Below are 15,177 nucleotides of genomic sequence, written 5' to 3' on the forward strand. Positions count from 1 at the left end.
GCGTGCAGCAGCGTGTTGAACTTGTAGTTGATCTCGGCCTGGCCGCCGGTGCCCACCTCGTGGTGGCCCTTCTCCAGGCTGAAGCCGTTCTGGATCAGATTGTGCAGCATCCTGCTGCGCAGGTCGACGTAATGGTCGACGGGGGCAACGGGGAAATAGCCGCCCTTGGGGCGGACCTTGTAGCCGCGGTTGGGGCTGCCGTCGCTCTCGGTCGGCTCGCCGGTGTTCCACCAGCCGGAGATCGCGTCCACCTCGTAGAACGAGCCGTTGGTGCGCGAGTCGAAACTCACCGAGTCGAAGATGTAAAACTCGGCCTCGGCGCCAAAATACGCGGTGTCGGCGACACCGGTGCTCTTCAAGTAGTTCTCGGCCTTGCGTGCGATGTTGCGCGGGTCGCGCGAGTAGGGCTCGAGGGTGAACGGGTCGTGCACGAAGAAGTTGAGGTTCAGCGTCTTGGCTTCAGTGAACAGGTCGATCCGCGCGGTTTCCGGGTCGGGAAGGAGCAGCATGTCGGATTCATGGATCGACTGGAACCCGCGAATCGACGAGCCGTCGAACGCCAACCCGTCTTCGAACACGGATTGGTCGAAGAAGGAAATCGGAATCGTGAAGTGCTGCATGATTCCCGGCAGGTCACAGAACCGGACGTCGACAAACTCAACGTCTTCGTCTTTAGCGAGTTTGAAGACGTCGTCGGGCGTCATTTCCGTCACAGAAGGCTCCTTTGCTTGGTGATTCGCGGCAGACGCTATGGAGTTGTTGTTGCTCGCCAGTCAACCCCGTGTTGCGCAGACGTTACGTGACCATGCCGCCCGCAACCCGACCCGGGTAACCCCGGGCCTTATTGTGAGGCCATGGCCCGCAAGATCGTATCTGGTGCCCGTTGAGCTGGGTTCTGGGACCACATAGATGACGGCAGGATCGCAGCCGGGTTACCCCGGTGAAACGCTCGGGTTGCCGCTCAGCGGACCGGGATCGCTCGCCAGGACAGGGCGCCGCCTGCTGGCGCTGATCATCGACTGGCTGATCGCCTATGGCCTGGCGTTGCTGGCGATGGGTTTCGGCGCGTTCCCCGAGTCGTGGTTGTCGACGATGATCCTGGTCGTCTGGATGGCCCTGGGCGTGGTGGCGGTGCGCCTGTTCGGGTTCACCCCGGGCCAGCTTGCGCTGGGTCTGCAAGTGGCCTCGGTGGACGGGCGGGTGCCGGTGGGGATCGGGCGGCTGGCCGCGCGGGGCCTGCTGATCGGTTTGGTGATCCCACCGCTGTTCACCGACGCCGACGGGCGCGGGCTGCAGGACAAGCTGACGGGCACCGCGGTAGTGCGGCGCTGAATCGGGTCGCCGCGCAGGCTACCTGCGGCGCACGGTGCGCTGCACGCCGCGCATCTTGCCGGCGTTGGGCAACGGCCCCTTGGGCATGGCGGCCGTACCCGCCCGCGATCCCAGCGCCGCCAACCGCGACTCCAACGAGTCGATCTGCTTGGTGTTGATGTTGACCGGAAGGCGGGTGAGGTGGCGCTCCAGCTTGGCCAGCGGAACCTCACCGTCGCCATTGCCGACGATGATGTCGTAGATCGGCACGTCCCCGACCAGTCGCGCGGTGCGCTTCTTCTCTTGGGCCAGCAGCGGTTTGACCCGGGCCGCCGATCCCTCGCCGACCAGGATGACGCCGGGCCGGCCCAGCACCCGGTGCACCGCGTCGAAGTGGCCGGTCGCCGCGACACCCGGGGTCACCCGCCACTTGCCGCGCAGGTTGTCCAGTGCCCACGCCGCCGCGCCGGTCTGGCCTTCGGCCTGCCGGTAGATGTTGCGCTGAGCCCGACGGGTGAACACGATGAACGCCACCAGCAGGCCCAGCACGACGCCGGACACGATCATCATGATCATGGTGACCGTGCCGCCCAGCAGTACGCCGAGCGCCGACAGTACCCCCGCGACCAGCACGAAGGCGCCGATCATGTACGGCAGCAGCCGTTTGTCCTCTTTGCGCTGAAGGTTGAACGCCTGCCACATCTGAGCGCGGCGCTGCTTACCGGCGGCCTTGGCCGCGGCCTTCGCCTCGGCTCGGGCGGCCTTGTTCTCGGAGGCATTTCGGGGTTTAGCCATAGTCACCAAGGATAGGCGTGGTCAGCGCGAAGCTGAGGCGCGGTGGCTGGCTGCGGCCTGCTGGTAGAGCCGACCCGCCCGGTACGACGACCGGACCAGCGGCCCGGCCAGCACGCCGGCGAAGCCGAGCCCCTCGGCGTATTGGGCGAACTCGACGAATTCCTCCGGCGGTACCCAGCGCTCGACCGGGTGGTGGCGCGTCGAGGGCCGCAGATATTGGGTGATCGTGACGATGTCGCAGCCCGCGTCACGCAGATCGACCAGCGCGGTGCGCACCTCGTCGGGGGTCTCGCCCAGACCCAGGATCAGGTTGCTCTTGGTGACCAGGCCGAAGTCACGTGCCGCGGTGAGCACGCCCAGGCTGCGCCGGTAGGTGAAGGCGGGCCGGATCCGCCTGAAGATGCGGGGCACGGTTTCGACGTTGTGCGCCAAGACTTCCGGGCGCGACTCGAAGACCTCCGCAAGCCGGACGGGCTCGCCGTTGAAGTCGGGGATCAACAGTTCGACACCGGTCGACGGGTTGAGCCCCTTGATCGCACGCACGGTCTGCGCGTACAGCCAGGCCCCGCCGTCGGGCAGGTCGTCGCGGGCGACGCCGGTGACGGTGGCGTACCGCAAGCCCATGGTCTGCACACTCTCGGCGACCCGGCGGGGCTCGTCGCGATCCAGGGCGGCGGGCTTGCCGGTGTCGATCTGGCAGAAGTCGCAACGACGGGTGCACTGGTCTCCGCCGATCAGGAAGGTGGCTTCCCGGTCCTCCCAGCATTCGAAGATGTTGGGGCAGCCGGCCTCCTCGCAGACCGTGTGCAGGCCCTCGCGGCGGACCAGGCTCTTCAGCTCGGTGTACTCCGGTCCCATCCGCGCCCGGGTCTTGATCCACGGCGGCTTGCGCTCGATCGGGGTGGCCGCGTTGCGCACCTCAAGGCGCAGCAGTTTGCGGCCCTCCGGAGCGACAGTCACGAGATAGATGCTACGCGGGCGGCGTTGTGCTCACTGACCGCCAGGACACCGTCCAACGCGTCGCTGACCGCGTCCGCAACAGCCGCACGGACGTCGTCGACAGTCACCCGGCGGCCGAGTTCGGCCGACAACGACGTCACCCCGGCGTCGCTGATGCCGCACGGCACGATGGCGCTGAACGCGGCCAGGTCGCAGTCGCAGTTGAGCGCGAACCCGTGCAGCGTCGTCGCGCGCGATACCCGCACCCCGATGGCGGCGATCTTGCGGGCGGGCCGGCCGGGTACCCAGACCCCGGAGCGGCCGTCCACCCGGCCCACGTCCAGGCCCAGGTCGATGCACACCTTGATCAGCGATTCCTCAAGGCGCCGAACGTAATTGACCACGTCGAGCGGTTCGGCCAGCCCGATGATCGGGTAGCCGACCAACTGCCCCGGACCATGCCAGGTGATCTTGCCGCCGCGGTCGGTGTCGACTACCGGAGCGCCGTCGTAGGGGCGCTCGTGGGGCTCGGTGCGCCGCCCGGCCGTATAGACCGGCGGATGTTCCAGCAGCAGCAGGGTGTCGGGGCCGCCGGCCACGCGGGCGTCGGCCAGGTCGCGCTGCAACTGCCACGCGGTCAGGTAGTCGATGCTGCCCAGCTGGCGAACCTCGATGGCGGCCGCGCTCGCGCGGATGGAATCCGTCACGTCAGCAACGCTACCTCGCCCTACAAGAACAGCTGCGGGTTCGCGGCCACATACTGCTCGACGCTCATGGCGGGCCGGCCCGTTGTCTGCTCGACTTCGTCGGTGGCCCGGTCGTAGCGGCCCGCGCGGTGCAGTTTGGCCATTGTGGAGAGGTGTTGCTGAAGGTGTGCGGGCAGCCCGAGCGGCTTGAGAACCTCGTCGACCCAGGTGTCGTGGTCGATGTCGCTGCCGGTGATCGGCCGGCCCAGTCCGCGGGCATATTCGGCGGCCAATCCGTCGACGTCGAGGTTTATCGGACCGGTCAACTCATAGACGTGGCCGATGCGGTCCGCCGGGTTCAACAGAATCGCCGAGACCGTGCGGGCGACGTCGCCGGCCGCGATCGGTGAGGTCCGGCCGGTTCCGAACGGCAACAGCAAGACATTGCGTTCGCGGATGGACGGCGCCGCCAGCCAGGTGAAGATCGGATTGTCCAGGAACGCTGTGGGTCTGACATGCACGACGGGCACCCCTGACCAGTTCATGACGCGCTCGGCCAGCCAGTGCAAGCGGTGCTGGTGAGACTCCTCGGTGCTCGTCAGCGTCATCTGCGAAACCGTCATCTGCGACATGTTCACGATCACGTCGAGGTGACCCGAATCCAGCGCCGCCGCGCACACCACCGCCGTGGCCTTCAGGTAGTCGGGTGAGACGCTCATGGAAAAGAACATGCGATCGGCACCGGTCATCGCGTCGACGACGTTCTGGGGGTCGGTCAGATCGCCGACCACTACTTCGGCGCCCAGGTCGCGCAGCGCGCCGGCCCGGTCGTCGTCGCGGTGAACCAATGCGCGCACCCGTTCGCCGCGTGACCGCAACTGCTCGACCACCAGCCGGCTGACGCCGCCGGTGCCGCCGGCCGCTCCGGTGATCAAATACACGGGCCCGCTCATGTTTTGGTCGATCGCGTCACAGTGGGGAGGTTACGCGCCAGACGGCGGAGACAGGGATCGGCGCGACGGCAGCAGTGTGAAAACCCCGAGCGCCAGCGCACCGACTCCGATAAGAATGTTTCCCCAGCCCTCCCAGAACGAGTTCGTGTATGCCTTGTCGCCGTCGACGCGGACGTCGAGGGTGCTGGACTTTCTGGGCGCGGGCGGCCCGGCTTTGACGGTCACCTTTCGTTCGGTTCCATCGGCCGGTCGCCACACCGCGGTGCAGGTGTACGGACGTCTTGCCCTGCCTCCCGTATGGCTCTTGCACTTCTCGATCTGGACTTGTGCGGGAACTCCGTAGTGTTGTGCCCACACCGCTTGCACCCCGTGTGGCAAACAGTAGAGAGCCATGCCAAAGAAAACCACGACGCCGACCACCGTCCAGAACCAGCCACTGACACGTCGAGCTCGCCACCCCATAGCAAAGAAGACTAATCCAGGTCGCGCCGCACAGTGCCGTAGGCGAGCGAGACTGCGGTGAGAACGTCGAGACTGCGGTGAGAGCGTGCGAAGTCGGCTGCGGATAGCCCTGGATTCGGTCTCGACGCCTAATCGATGTCGCGGCGTGCGGTGGCGTAGGCGAGGGCCTCGCCGATGGTGTTGTGGTGGAACTGAAAACCGTCGCGCTCGAGCGCGGACGGGATGGCGCGCTGACCGATCAGCAGTCCTTCGTCGGCGAACTCGCCGAGCGCGGCGCGCACCGCGAAACCGGGCAGCGTCAGCGGAGTCGGGCGGTTGACGGCACGGCCGAACGCGGTGGTGAACTCGGCGTTGGTGACCGGTGCCGGCCCGGTCATGTTTACCGGGCCGGACAACGACGGGTGCGAAATGGCGAACAGCAGTGCGCGCACCTCGTCTTCGAGGCTGATCCACGACATGTACTGCCGTCCGCTGCCCAGCCGCGCTCCGAGGCCGAAGGAGAACAGCGGCCGCATCTTGCGCAGCGCACCGCCCGAGGGGGCCACCACCACGCCGGTGCGGGCCAGCACCACGCGGGTACCGCCGTACTGGGCCGGCAGCGTGGCGGCCTCCCAGTCCTCGCACAGCTGCGCCAGGAAACCCTTTCCCGCCCGGTCGTTTTCGTCGACCACCCGGTCCTTGGTGTTTCCGTAGTAGCCCACCGCGCTGGCGTTGACCAGAGTTTCGACGCCGGCGTCGGCGACCGCGGCGGACAGCACTTCGGTGGGCGCGATGCGGCTGTCCCGCAGACTCTGCTTGAAGGCACCCGACCAGCGGTGCTGGCCGATGTTGACGCCGCACAGGTTGACGACCGCGTCGACCTCGGTCAGCGCGTCGATGTCGAACTCGCCGCTTTCCGGATTCCAGTGCAGCTCTTCGGAATTCGCCGGTGTCCGGCGCACGATGCGCAGCACCGAGTGGTCGTTGGCGCGCAGCGCCGCAGCCAAAGCCGAACCGATCAGGCCGGACGAACCCGCTATCGCGATAACGGCTTTGGCCACGGTCGGGTGTCCTTCTCAAAGCCCTAAATCGGCCTCGAACGCTCCCTCTTCGAGCCGGTTCTTGATGGTGGTGAGGAAACGTCCGGCATCGGCGCCGTCGATCAGCCGGTGGTCGTAGGTGAGCGGCAGATAGCAGATCGACCGGATTCCCACCGACTCGTTACCGAAGGCGTCGACGACCACCCGCGGGCGCTTGACGATGGCCCCGGTGCCCAGCATGGCGGCCTGCGGCGGCACCAGGATCGGGGTGTCGAACAGTGCGCCCTGGCTGCCGATGTTGGTGATCGTGAACGTGCCGCCGGACAACTCGTCGGGTTTCAAGTTGCCCGACCGGGTGCGTGCGGCCAGATCGGCAATCGCCCGGGCCAGCCCGCCCAGCGACAAATCGCCGGCGTTGTGAATGACGGGGGAGAGCAGGCCCTGTTCGGTGTCGACGGCGAAGCCCAGGTGCTCGGCGTCGTAGTAGGTGATCTCCTTGGTGTCCTCGTTGTAGCTCGCGTTGACGTTGGGATGGATCTTCAGCGCATCGATCGCGGCACGGGCGATGAACGGCAGGTAGGTCAGGTTCACGCCCTCGCGCTCGGCGAACGAGGCCTTGGCCTTGGCCCGCAGCGCCACGATCTTGGTCATGTCGACCTCGTGGGTCTGGGTGAGCTGCGCGGTGGCCTGCAGGGATTCGCGGGTCTTCTTCGCGGTGATCTGACGGATCCGGGTGGCCTTCTGCGTGGTGCCGCGCAGGTGGGCCAGCGCGGGTGCCGGAGTGGGCGCCTTCGCGGGCGGGGCGGCGGCGGGGGCTGGGGCAGCGGGCGCGGACTTCTGCTCGGCTTGCTTTTCCTCGGCCTTAGCCAGCACATCCTGCTTGCGGATGCGGCCGCCCACACCGGTGCCGGTCACCTCGGCGAGGTCGATCTTGTTCTCGGCGGCGAGCTTTCGCACCAGCGGGGTCACGTAGGGCGCGCCCTCGCCGTCGGCTGCCGCGGCCGGCTCGGCTTTCGGTTCCGGCTTCGGTTCCGGCTTGGGCTCCGGGGCCGGCTCGGCCGCTTCGGGCTTGGGCTCTGGCTTCGGCTCTGGCTTGGGTTCTGGCTTCGGCTCCGGTTTGGGTTCCGGCTTGGGAGTCGGAGCCGGGGCGGGCGCGGCACCGGCCTCGGAAGCGGCGCCGATCCGGGCCAGCTCACCGCCCACCTGGACGACGTCGTCTTCCTCGGCGGTGATGCTGATCAGAACGCCGGCCACCGGTGACGGGATCTCGGTGTCCACCTTGTCGGTGGAGACTTCCACCAGCGGGTCATCGACCTGAACGGAGTCGCCGACCTTCTTCAGCCAGCGAGTCACGGTGCCCTCGGTCACCGACTCGCCGAGTTCGGGCATCAGCACCGGCGTCGCACTGCCGCCGCTGGACGCCTGTGGGGCCGGCGCTGCGGGTTCGGGCTCGGGTTCGGGTTCGGCCTGCGCCTGCGGTTCGGGTTCGGGCTCCGGTTCGGGCTGGGGCTCGGGTTCCGGTTTCGCCGGCGCGCCACCGCCCGAGGAGCCGCCTTCGGTTCCGTCGCCGATGATGGCCAGCTCTCCACCCACCTCTACGGTGTCGTCCTCCTGGGCGATGATCTTGGTCAGCACACCCGCGGCGGGCGAGGGGATTTCGGTGTCGACTTTGTCCGTGGACACCTCGACAAGTGGCTCGTCGAGTTCTACAGTGTCGCCTTCTTGCTTGAGCCAGCGGGTGACCGTTCCCTCGGTGACGCTCTCACCAAGTGCCGGCATCTGGACGGAGAACGCCATCTTTTTTGACTCCTCGATGACTCGGGTCGGCGCAGGTCGACATCTGGCTTACCACACCGTCGTGAATCGGTGGGGAACCCAGCTAGATGTCGAAACTATCCTGTCATGCGCCTTCGTGGGCAGACATTTAGGGAACCGCGCGCTTGCTACGGTGTGGCGACTACGAGGAGGTCCGATGCCGGAGTCACAAAAGGCACCACAGCAGTTCGTCGACAGCGGGGACGGCGTTCGCATCGCGGTCTACGAGGAGGGCAACCCCGAGGGCCCGACGGTCGTCCTGGTGCACGGCTTTCCGGACTCACACGTGCTGTGGGACGGGGTTGTTCCGCTGCTCGCCGAGCGGTTCCGGATCATCCGCTACGACAACCGCGGCGTCGGCCTGTCCTCGGCGCCCAAGCCCGTCTCGGCGTACGGCATGGAGCGGTGGGCCGACGACTTCATGGCCGTGACCAGCGAGCTGAGCCCCGGCCAGCCCGTGCACGTGCTGGCCCATGACTGGGGCTCGGTCTCCGTCTGGGAATACCTGAACCGGCCCGGCGCCGGCGACCGGGTCGCGTCGTTCACCTCGGTGTCCGGCCCGAGTCGGGACCACGTGGTCGACTATGTCCTCACCGGGCTGCGGCAGCCGTGGCGTCCGCGCAGGTTCGTTCGATCGATCGCCCAGCTGCTGCGGTTCGGCTACATGGCGTTCTTCTCGATACCGGTGCTGGCGCCGCTGATTGTGCGGTTGATGCTGTCTCGCGCGTCGGTGCGGCGCAACCTGGTGGACAACATCCCCGTCGAGAAGATCCATCACTCCGAGAACCTGGCCAGCGACGCCGCCCACTCGGTAAAGACGTATCCGGCCAATTACTTTCAGGCGTGGTCGATGCTATGGCGCGGCCATTCCGCAGGGATTGTCGACGTGCCGGTGCAGCTGCTCGTCAACACCCAGGACAAATACGTGCGCCCCTATTTGTACGACGAGACGGCGCAATGGGTGCCGCGGCTGTGGCGGCGCGACATCAGGGCCGGGCACTTCTCGCCGATGTCGCACCCGCAGGTGATGGCGGCGGCGGTGCACGACTTCGCCGACCTGACCGAGGGCAGGCAGCCGAGCAGGGCGATGCTGCGCGCGCAGGTGGGACGTCCGCGCGAGTACTTCGGCGACACCCTGGTCTCGATCACCGGCGCCGGCAGTGGGATCGGCCGCGAGACCGCGTTCGCTTTCGCGCGCGAGGGCGCCGAGGTGGTGGTCAGCGACATCGACGAGGCCGCCGCCAAGGACACCGCGGCCCAGATCGCCGCGCGTGGCGGTGTCGGGTACCCCTATGCCCTCGACGTCTCCGACGCCGAGGCGGTCGAGGCCTTCGCCGAGCGGGTCACCGCCGAACACGGTCTGCCCGACATCATCGTCAACAACGCCGGCATCGGGCAGGCAGGACGATTCCTGGACACCCCGGCCGAGCAGTTCGACCGGGTCCTCGAGGTCAATCTCGGCGGCGTGGTCAACGGCTGCCGGTCATTTGCCCGGCGGTTGGTCGATCGGGGGACCGGCGGCTACATCGTCAACGTCTCGTCGATGGCTGCCTATGCGCCGCTGCAGTCGCTCAACGCATACTGCACCTCCAAGGCGGCGACCTATATGTTCTCCGACTGCCTGCGGGCCGAGCTGGACTCCGCCGGGGTAGGGCTGACCACGATCTGCCCGGGTGTCATCGACACCAACGTCATCAGCAATACCCGGTTCGACGCGCCGGTCGGTCGGGACGGGAAGGTCGACGACAGGCGGGGGCAGCTGAACAAGATGTTCGGGCTGCGCCGATACGGGCCGGACAAGGTTGCGGATGCGATTCTGTCGTCGGTCAAGAAGCGCAAGCCGATTCGTCCGGTCGCGCCGGAAGCCTATGCGCTGTACGGGCTTTCGCGGGTGCTGCCGCAGTCGCTGCGCAGCACCGCGCGCATGCGGGTGATCTGAGTTCACCGCCAACGCCGTCACTACACCCACGACGTCGCGCACGCCTCTCGCTAGACGTGAGCCTCTGTCCGCCGGTCCACCAAGAGCGCGCCGCCGATGCCGACCATCCCGACCAGCGCCAACGGAATCGACCAGCTGCGCCGGCTGGACAGGGACGACTCGCACAGCGCGAGAAAGTCGGTGTGCGGGAGGACCTGGTTGAGGATCGGGATGTTCGCCCCGTTCCTGTCGTTGGCGCTCTTGGCCGCGGACAGATCGGCGGCGATCCCGTTTCCACATGCCACCGAACCGCCGTTGCCGTCGGGAACTGACACTGGCAGCAGGAGCCCGATCACACCGGCAAGCAGAAGCACTGCGCCCACCGCGATGATCAGCCGTCGCGCACTCATAATTGGCCTCCCGTCGAATAACACCTGGTACGACGGTTTCCCGGCCTCGGCCGTGCCGAAACACCCGACTGCGCGGGTGGCTGGGATCAGCAGAGGTTCTTGATCGCCGCGCCGACCACGTAGCCGACGTCGTAGTCCGTCAGGCGCGGATTGTGGGCGCGCACGGCGGCCGTGGCAGCGTTAAAGCCGCCGCTGCGCCAGGCGCCGCAGGCTGAGTAGCCGTCGGCGATCAATCCGGCCGGGTTGTTGATGATGATGCCGTGCTGGCTCAGCTCGGCAAGGTAGCTGTTGCCGTTGGCGTTGGCCGTCGGCGCCAGAACCAGTGCGGCCGAAGGAAGGGCCAAAAGTGTGGCGAGCATGCGTTTCATTGGATTCTCCTGATTTGTTGGTGTGTTGCAGGGGAGACGCGGCGCAGCGTTAACTGGCGCGGCCCCAAGAGAGCAGGTCTCTGCGCCGCCGGTTCGGCCCGGCGGCCAGCCTCAGCGGCGCCGCCGTCAGCATTTGCCGGCCTGGGCACCCGATGGTTCAGTATTGCTGAGCACGACCAGAGAACATCGCCGCGACAACTGCCGACAGTTGTGCCGCACTGGCTTTCAGCAACCCATTGGTGGGGGCGCCGCGATTGGATCAGTGGCGCCGACTGGTGCGCCTGTGTTCGCTAATTACGCTGCTGCAACGCCCAATATCTTGATTGGCGATGAGGACAACGCAACATTCGCCACCACCCCCTGCGATAGCACGGCAATCATTGTGTGAGCCCGATAGGAATACAGCGTAACCCCGCTGTGAGCAAACACGCTAGCGTTTGCTCTATTTGCGCCGCGTCAAATGCGCGCCGCCACGGCTCAAAACAGCCTGGAAGTCCGATCTCTCACGTTTGCTGTAGGTCCTCAGCCGTTGTTCACGATGTCGTCCAGCACCGCGAACATGGTGCGGGCCGGCACGCCCGTAGCGCCCTTGGGGGTGTAGCCCCACGCGCCGCTGGTGTTGTATGCCGGGCCGGCCACGTCGATGTGCGCCCACGAAACCCCGTCGGCGACGAATTCGCGCAGGAACACCCCGGCCACCAGCATCCCGGCGAACCGCTGCCCGCTGATGTTGGCCAGGTCGGCCACCGTGGACTTCAAGTCGTCTTTGAGCTCGTCGGGCAGCGGCATCGCCCAGCCGTTCTCGCCCACCCGCTGCGAGATCGCCGCAACCCGGTCGCGGAACTCGTCGCTGCCCATCACCCCGGGAATCCGGGCCCCGAGCGCGACCGTCTGCGCCCCGGTCAACGTGGACGTCTCGATCAGGTAGTCGGGGCTGTCCTCGCACGCCCGGACGATCGCGTCGGCCAGGATGAGCCGGCCCTCGGCGTCGGTGTTGAGCACCTCGACGGTGGTGCCGCCGTACTGCGTCAGCACGTCGCCGGGGCGCTGCGCGGTGCCCGACGGCATGTTCTCAACCATCGGGACGGTGGCGATCACGTCGATCGGCAGCTCCAGCTGCGCGGCCAGCACCACGGTCGCGATGACGGCGGCGGCCCCGCCCATGTCCGAGGTCATGTGGTGCATCGACGCCGCGGGTTTGATCGAGATCCCGCCGGTGTCAAAGGTGACGCCCTTTCCGACCAGCGCCACCTTCTTGGCCCGCTTGGGGTTCTTGGCCAGCCGCGAACCCTGGTGGATCAACCGCACCAGCCGCGGCGGCCGCGACGAGCCCTGCCCGACACCGATCACCCCCCCATAGCCGCCCTTGCGCAGCGCCTTGTCGTCGAGCACCTCCACCTCGAGACCGGCGGCCTCACCCAAAACCTTTGCACGCTTAGCGAATTCGGCAGGAAACAGATGGCTGGGCGGAGTGTTGACCAAGTCGCGGGCGGTGGCGACCGCCGTCGCGACGGCCGCGCCGTGCGCGCTCGCCTTCTTCGCGTCCTTCGCGGTGGACAGCACGGTGATCTTGCGCAGCCCGGGGTCTTTCGGGGCGGTCTTCTTGCTGCGGAAGTCGGTGAACCGGTAGGCGCCCAGAATGAGCCCTTCCACGACGGCCGAGCAGACGCCTTCGCCGGGAAGTTCGCCCAGCGTGGTGATCACCGTCTCGGCGTTACCCAGCGACCGCGCCGCGACGCCGGCGGCACGCCGGATCGTGTCCGTCGGCCACTCGGCTAGGGGCTTGCCCAGGCCGACCGTCACCACGCTGCTCACCGGCAGCGACGGCACCACCAACCGGTGTACCTGCTCACTGGCGCCGGTGGCGTCCAGCGCGCGCAGGCCGGCCTCGATCTCGGCCACCGCCTCGGCGGCCAGGAACGGCTCAGCCGACGCGACGACAGCGCCGGGCCGGTCGTCCTCGCCGGTCGACACGACCGGCACGAGCAAAACCGAAGAAGCCGCGGCCCGTTTCGGCAGCGAGGTGGCAACGGTGACGGTAGGGGATTGGTAGCCCGGTTCGGTGGTCACGGGCAATTACCCTAGTCACCGCAGGCGGGGGTGACATCGACAGCGTCCCCCCGATGCAGTTCGAAGGCGGTCACCGGGGTGTCAAAACCCTTCAGGGTCAACGGGCCTCGGGCCACCGCCGGCCAGTCCGGTAGCGCGTCGTGCAGCTCTGCTGTGGCCAGGATCTGTTCCGGCGCCGCTGCCGCCACCAATCGGGCCGCGAGGTTGACCGGGCTGCCAAAGTAGTCGCCGTTGATGGCGAGCACGGTCCCGTAGGCAAGACCGGCGCGGACCTGCAGTCCCTCCTCACGCGCCTGGGGGTGGTCGACGAGATCGACCGCCGCCTGCACCAGCCGCTCGGGCGACCCGCTCACCCACATCACTTCGTCGCCGATGAACTTCACCACCCGGCCGCCGTCGGCAAGTACCACGTCTGACACGGCGCCGGCGAACTCGTTGAGCAACTCCGACAACTCCGCGGGGGTGAGCGCCTGGGTGAGTGCGGTGAAGCCGGACAGATCGGCAAAACCGACGCCGCACACCACGCTTGCCGACGTGTCGCGAATGACGCCCTCGAAGTGGGTGCGGGCGCTGGCCAGGTGATGGCGGTGCACGATGTCGATCAGCGCCCCGATCCGCGGGATGAACTCGGCGACCGCGCGGTACGCCTGCGCGGTGGCGAGTTCGTCGTGGGTGTGGGTCATCTGGATGTCCGGCGTCCCGGCGCGGATCATCGTCGACTCCGCCTCCGCGAGCCGGGCCATCGCGGCACCGAGGACCCGCAGAATCCCGTACGCGCCGCCCTCACCCACCACCGTTTTCAGAGCGAGCCAGGTCGTCAGCGCGTCGACGTCGGCTTGGCTCAGCACCGGAACGTCGGGACCGGCGGCGGTGAGCCCGAGCAGCGCCCAGACCCGCGCGACTTCCTCCGGTGCCACGCCGAGTTGTTCGGCCGCGGTCGCCATCGTGTAGATCGGTCGTCCCGACCACGACAGGACGTCGCCCGCGAGCCCGAATAACCGGCCGCGCCGCTCGGCGTCCACCATCTCCTCGAGCGTGAAACCAAGTTCACCTAGGTACTTGATCAGGTCGGCCCGCTCGCGCGGGTTCGCGATTCCGGCAGCTTCCAGCGCTTGGAAATCCGAGACATCGACCACCTGCCCAAGTGTGCCAGCATTGCTGCCCGGGTACCCCACGGCCTTTTGGACGAATCCAAGGCGGCTTTCGTCCGTATCACCCACGCCCGGGGAGTCGACGCGAGCACTGCGCCAGAGCGCGCATCGTGGCCCGGCTAGGGTGGGACGCCGTGAGCGATGCGCCAGATCATCTACAGCACGGACCGCTGGAAGACCGTCATCGCGAGTTGGGCGCGAGCTTCGCCGAGTTCGGCGGCTGGCTGATGCCGGTGTCCTACGCCGGCACCGTCAGCGAGCACAACGCCACCCGCAATGCCGTCGGCCTGTTCGACGTCAGCCACCTGGGTAAGGCGCTGGTCCGCGGGCCGGGGGCGGCGCAGTTCGTCAACTCCGCGCTCACCAACGACCTGGGCCGCATCGGGCCGGGCAAGGCGCAATACACACTGTGCTGCACGGAATCCGGCGGCGTGATCGACGACCTGATCGCCTACTACGTCGACGACGACGAGATCTTCCTGGTGCCCAACGCCGCCAACACCGCCGCCGTGGTCGACGCTTTAAAGGCCGCCGCGCCGGCCGATCTCACGATCACCAACCTGCATCGGGGGTACGCGGTGCTGGCGGTGCAGGGGCCGCGCTCGACCGACGTGCTGGGCAAGCTGGGCCTGCCGACCGACATGGACTACATGGGCTACGCCGACGCGTCGTACTCGGGGGTACCGGTGCGGGTCTGCCGCACCGGCTACACCGGCGAGCACGGCTACGAGCTGCTGCCGCCGTGGGATTCCGCGGCTGTGGTATTCGACGCCTTGGTGGCTGCGGTGTCCGACGCCGGCGGCGAGCCGGCCGGCCTGGGTGCCCGCGACACGCTGCGCACCGAGATGGGCTACCCGCTGCACGGGCACGAACTTTCGCTGGACATCTCACCGCTGCAGGCCCGCTGCGGCTGGGCGATCGGCTGGAAGAAGGACGCGTTCTTCGGCCGCGACGCGCTGCTGGCCGAGAAGGAGGCGGGCCCGCGACGGCTGCTGCGGGGGCTGCGGATGGTGGGCCGTGGCGTGCTGCGCCCCGAGCTGACGGTGCTGGCCGGCGACAAACCGGTGGGGGTCACCACGTCGGGGACGTTTTCGCCGACCTTGCAGGTCGGGATCGGGTTGGCGCTGATCGACACCGACGCCGGCGTACAGGACGGCCAGCAAATCACCGTCGACGTCCGCGGCCGTGCCGTCGAGTGCGAAGTGGTGCGTCCGCCGTTCGTCGAACTCAAGACGCGCTAGGCCAGTGGTTCGCATGGCAAAAACCCTTTGGCACGCAGA

General features: G+C 67.6%; 15 protein-coding genes. 3 read left to right on the forward strand and 12 right to left on the reverse strand.

Annotated features, from left to right (window positions below; genetic code table 11):
- On the reverse strand, positions 1–713 hold a 713-nt coding region (locus VML93_RS11270), incomplete at its 3' end, for a glutamine synthetase beta-grasp domain-containing protein (protein ID WP_325610541.1).
- Positions 714–909: 196 nt separating this feature from the next.
- On the opposite strand from VML93_RS11270, the gene VML93_RS11275 reads away from it, so the two are divergent.
- Positions 910–1,332, forward strand: a complete 423-nt coding sequence (locus VML93_RS11275) for an RDD family protein (protein WP_325610542.1) — start codon at positions 910–912, stop codon at positions 1,330–1,332.
- An 18-nt stretch (positions 1,333–1,350) separates the two neighbouring features.
- Here the strand turns inward: VML93_RS11275 and VML93_RS11280 are convergent, their stop codons facing one another.
- The 7 genes from VML93_RS11280 to sucB form a co-directional block, all read right to left on the reverse strand.
- Entirely contained in the window at positions 1,351–2,106 is a 756-nt protein-coding gene (locus tag VML93_RS11280) for a DUF4191 domain-containing protein (protein ID WP_325610544.1), read from the reverse strand.
- A 21-nt stretch (positions 2,107–2,127) separates the two neighbouring features.
- Positions 2,128–3,066: a lipoyl synthase gene (gene lipA, locus VML93_RS11285; protein ID WP_325610546.1), complete on the reverse strand. Its 939-nt coding sequence runs from the start codon at positions 3,064–3,066 to the stop codon at positions 2,128–2,130.
- Positions 3,063–3,752: a lipoyl(octanoyl) transferase LipB gene (gene lipB, locus VML93_RS11290; RefSeq protein ID WP_325610548.1), complete on the reverse strand. Its 690-nt coding sequence runs from the start codon at positions 3,750–3,752 to the stop codon at positions 3,063–3,065. The genes lipA and lipB overlap by 4 nt, the downstream gene beginning before the upstream one ends.
- A 20-nt stretch (positions 3,753–3,772) precedes the next feature.
- On the reverse strand, positions 3,773–4,684 hold the full coding sequence (locus VML93_RS11295) for an NAD(P)H-binding protein (protein WP_325610550.1): 912 nt from the start codon (positions 4,682–4,684) through the stop codon (positions 3,773–3,775).
- A gap of 30 nt (positions 4,685–4,714) precedes the next feature.
- Positions 4,715–4,909, reverse strand: coding sequence for a hypothetical protein (locus tag VML93_RS11300; RefSeq protein WP_325610551.1), 195 nt, complete (start codon positions 4,907–4,909; stop codon positions 4,715–4,717).
- Positions 4,910–5,274: 365 nt separating this feature from the next.
- Positions 5,275–6,186 carry a TIGR01777 family oxidoreductase gene (locus VML93_RS11305; RefSeq protein ID WP_325610553.1) on the reverse strand — a complete coding sequence of 304 codons (912 nt, stop codon included), beginning with the start codon at positions 6,184–6,186 and terminating at the stop codon, positions 5,275–5,277.
- Positions 6,187–6,201: 15 nt separating this feature from the next.
- Complete coding sequence (sucB, locus tag VML93_RS11310; RefSeq protein ID WP_325610555.1) at positions 6,202–7,962, reverse strand: 2-oxoglutarate dehydrogenase, E2 component, dihydrolipoamide succinyltransferase; 1,761 nt, start codon at positions 7,960–7,962, stop codon at positions 6,202–6,204.
- A gap of 175 nt (positions 7,963–8,137) precedes the next feature.
- Here sucB and VML93_RS11315 point away from each other — a divergent pair, with 175 nt between their 5' ends.
- The gene (locus tag VML93_RS11315; protein ID WP_325610557.1) at positions 8,138–9,919 is read left to right on the forward strand and encodes an SDR family oxidoreductase; all 1,782 of its coding nucleotides are present in this window, start codon (positions 8,138–8,140) and stop codon (positions 9,917–9,919) included.
- Positions 9,920–9,969: 50 nt separating this feature from the next.
- Here the strand turns inward: VML93_RS11315 and VML93_RS11320 are convergent, their stop codons facing one another.
- The 4 genes from VML93_RS11320 to VML93_RS11335 form a co-directional block, all read right to left on the reverse strand.
- Positions 9,970–10,308 (reverse strand): aminopeptidase, encoded by a 339-nt coding sequence (locus VML93_RS11320; RefSeq protein WP_325610558.1) that lies wholly within the window; start codon positions 10,306–10,308, stop codon positions 9,970–9,972.
- 86 nt (positions 10,309–10,394) lie between these two features.
- Complete coding sequence (locus VML93_RS11325) at positions 10,395–10,676, reverse strand: DUF732 domain-containing protein (protein WP_325610560.1); 282 nt, start codon at positions 10,674–10,676, stop codon at positions 10,395–10,397.
- 522 nt (positions 10,677–11,198) lie between these two features.
- The gene (locus VML93_RS11330) at positions 11,199–12,746 is read right to left on the reverse strand and encodes a leucyl aminopeptidase (protein ID WP_325610562.1); all 1,548 of its coding nucleotides are present in this window, start codon (positions 12,744–12,746) and stop codon (positions 11,199–11,201) included.
- An 11-nt stretch (positions 12,747–12,757) separates the two neighbouring features.
- Positions 12,758–13,882 (reverse strand): adenylate/guanylate cyclase domain-containing protein, encoded by a 1,125-nt coding sequence (locus VML93_RS11335; protein ID WP_325610607.1) that lies wholly within the window; start codon positions 13,880–13,882, stop codon positions 12,758–12,760.
- Between the two features lie 149 nt (positions 13,883–14,031).
- Here VML93_RS11335 and gcvT point away from each other — a divergent pair, with 149 nt between their 5' ends.
- Positions 14,032–15,138: a glycine cleavage system aminomethyltransferase GcvT gene (gene gcvT, locus VML93_RS11340; RefSeq protein WP_325610609.1), complete on the forward strand. Its 1,107-nt coding sequence runs from the start codon at positions 14,032–14,034 to the stop codon at positions 15,136–15,138.
- Positions 15,139–15,177: the final 39 nt, after the last annotated feature.

This window comes from Mycobacterium sp. (assembly GCF_035499775.1).
Lineage (GTDB): Bacteria > Actinomycetota > Actinomycetes > Mycobacteriales > Mycobacteriaceae > Mycobacterium.

What these genes read in the sequence shown, in the direction of transcription:
- VML93_RS11275 (WP_325610542.1), top strand. Translation starts at nt 910, where the DNA reads ATGACGGCAGGATCGCAGCCGGGTTACCCCGGTGAAACGCTCGGGTTG.
- VML93_RS11280 (WP_325610544.1), bottom strand. Translation starts at nt 2,106, where the DNA reads ATGGCTAAACCCCGAAATGCCTCCGAGAACAAGGCCGCCCGAGCCGAG.
- VML93_RS11295 (WP_325610550.1), bottom strand. Translation starts at nt 4,684, where the DNA reads ATGAGCGGGCCCGTGTATTTGATCACCGGAGCGGCCGGCGGCACCGGC.
- sucB (WP_325610555.1), bottom strand. Translation starts at nt 7,962, where the DNA reads ATGGCGTTCTCCGTCCAGATGCCGGCACTTGGTGAGAGCGTCACCGAG.
- VML93_RS11315 (WP_325610557.1), top strand. Translation starts at nt 8,138, where the DNA reads ATGCCGGAGTCACAAAAGGCACCACAGCAGTTCGTCGACAGCGGGGAC.
- VML93_RS11320 (WP_325610558.1), bottom strand. Translation starts at nt 10,308, where the DNA reads ATGAGTGCGCGACGGCTGATCATCGCGGTGGGCGCAGTGCTTCTGCTT.
- VML93_RS11325 (WP_325610560.1), bottom strand. Translation starts at nt 10,676, where the DNA reads ATGAAACGCATGCTCGCCACACTTTTGGCCCTTCCTTCGGCCGCACTG.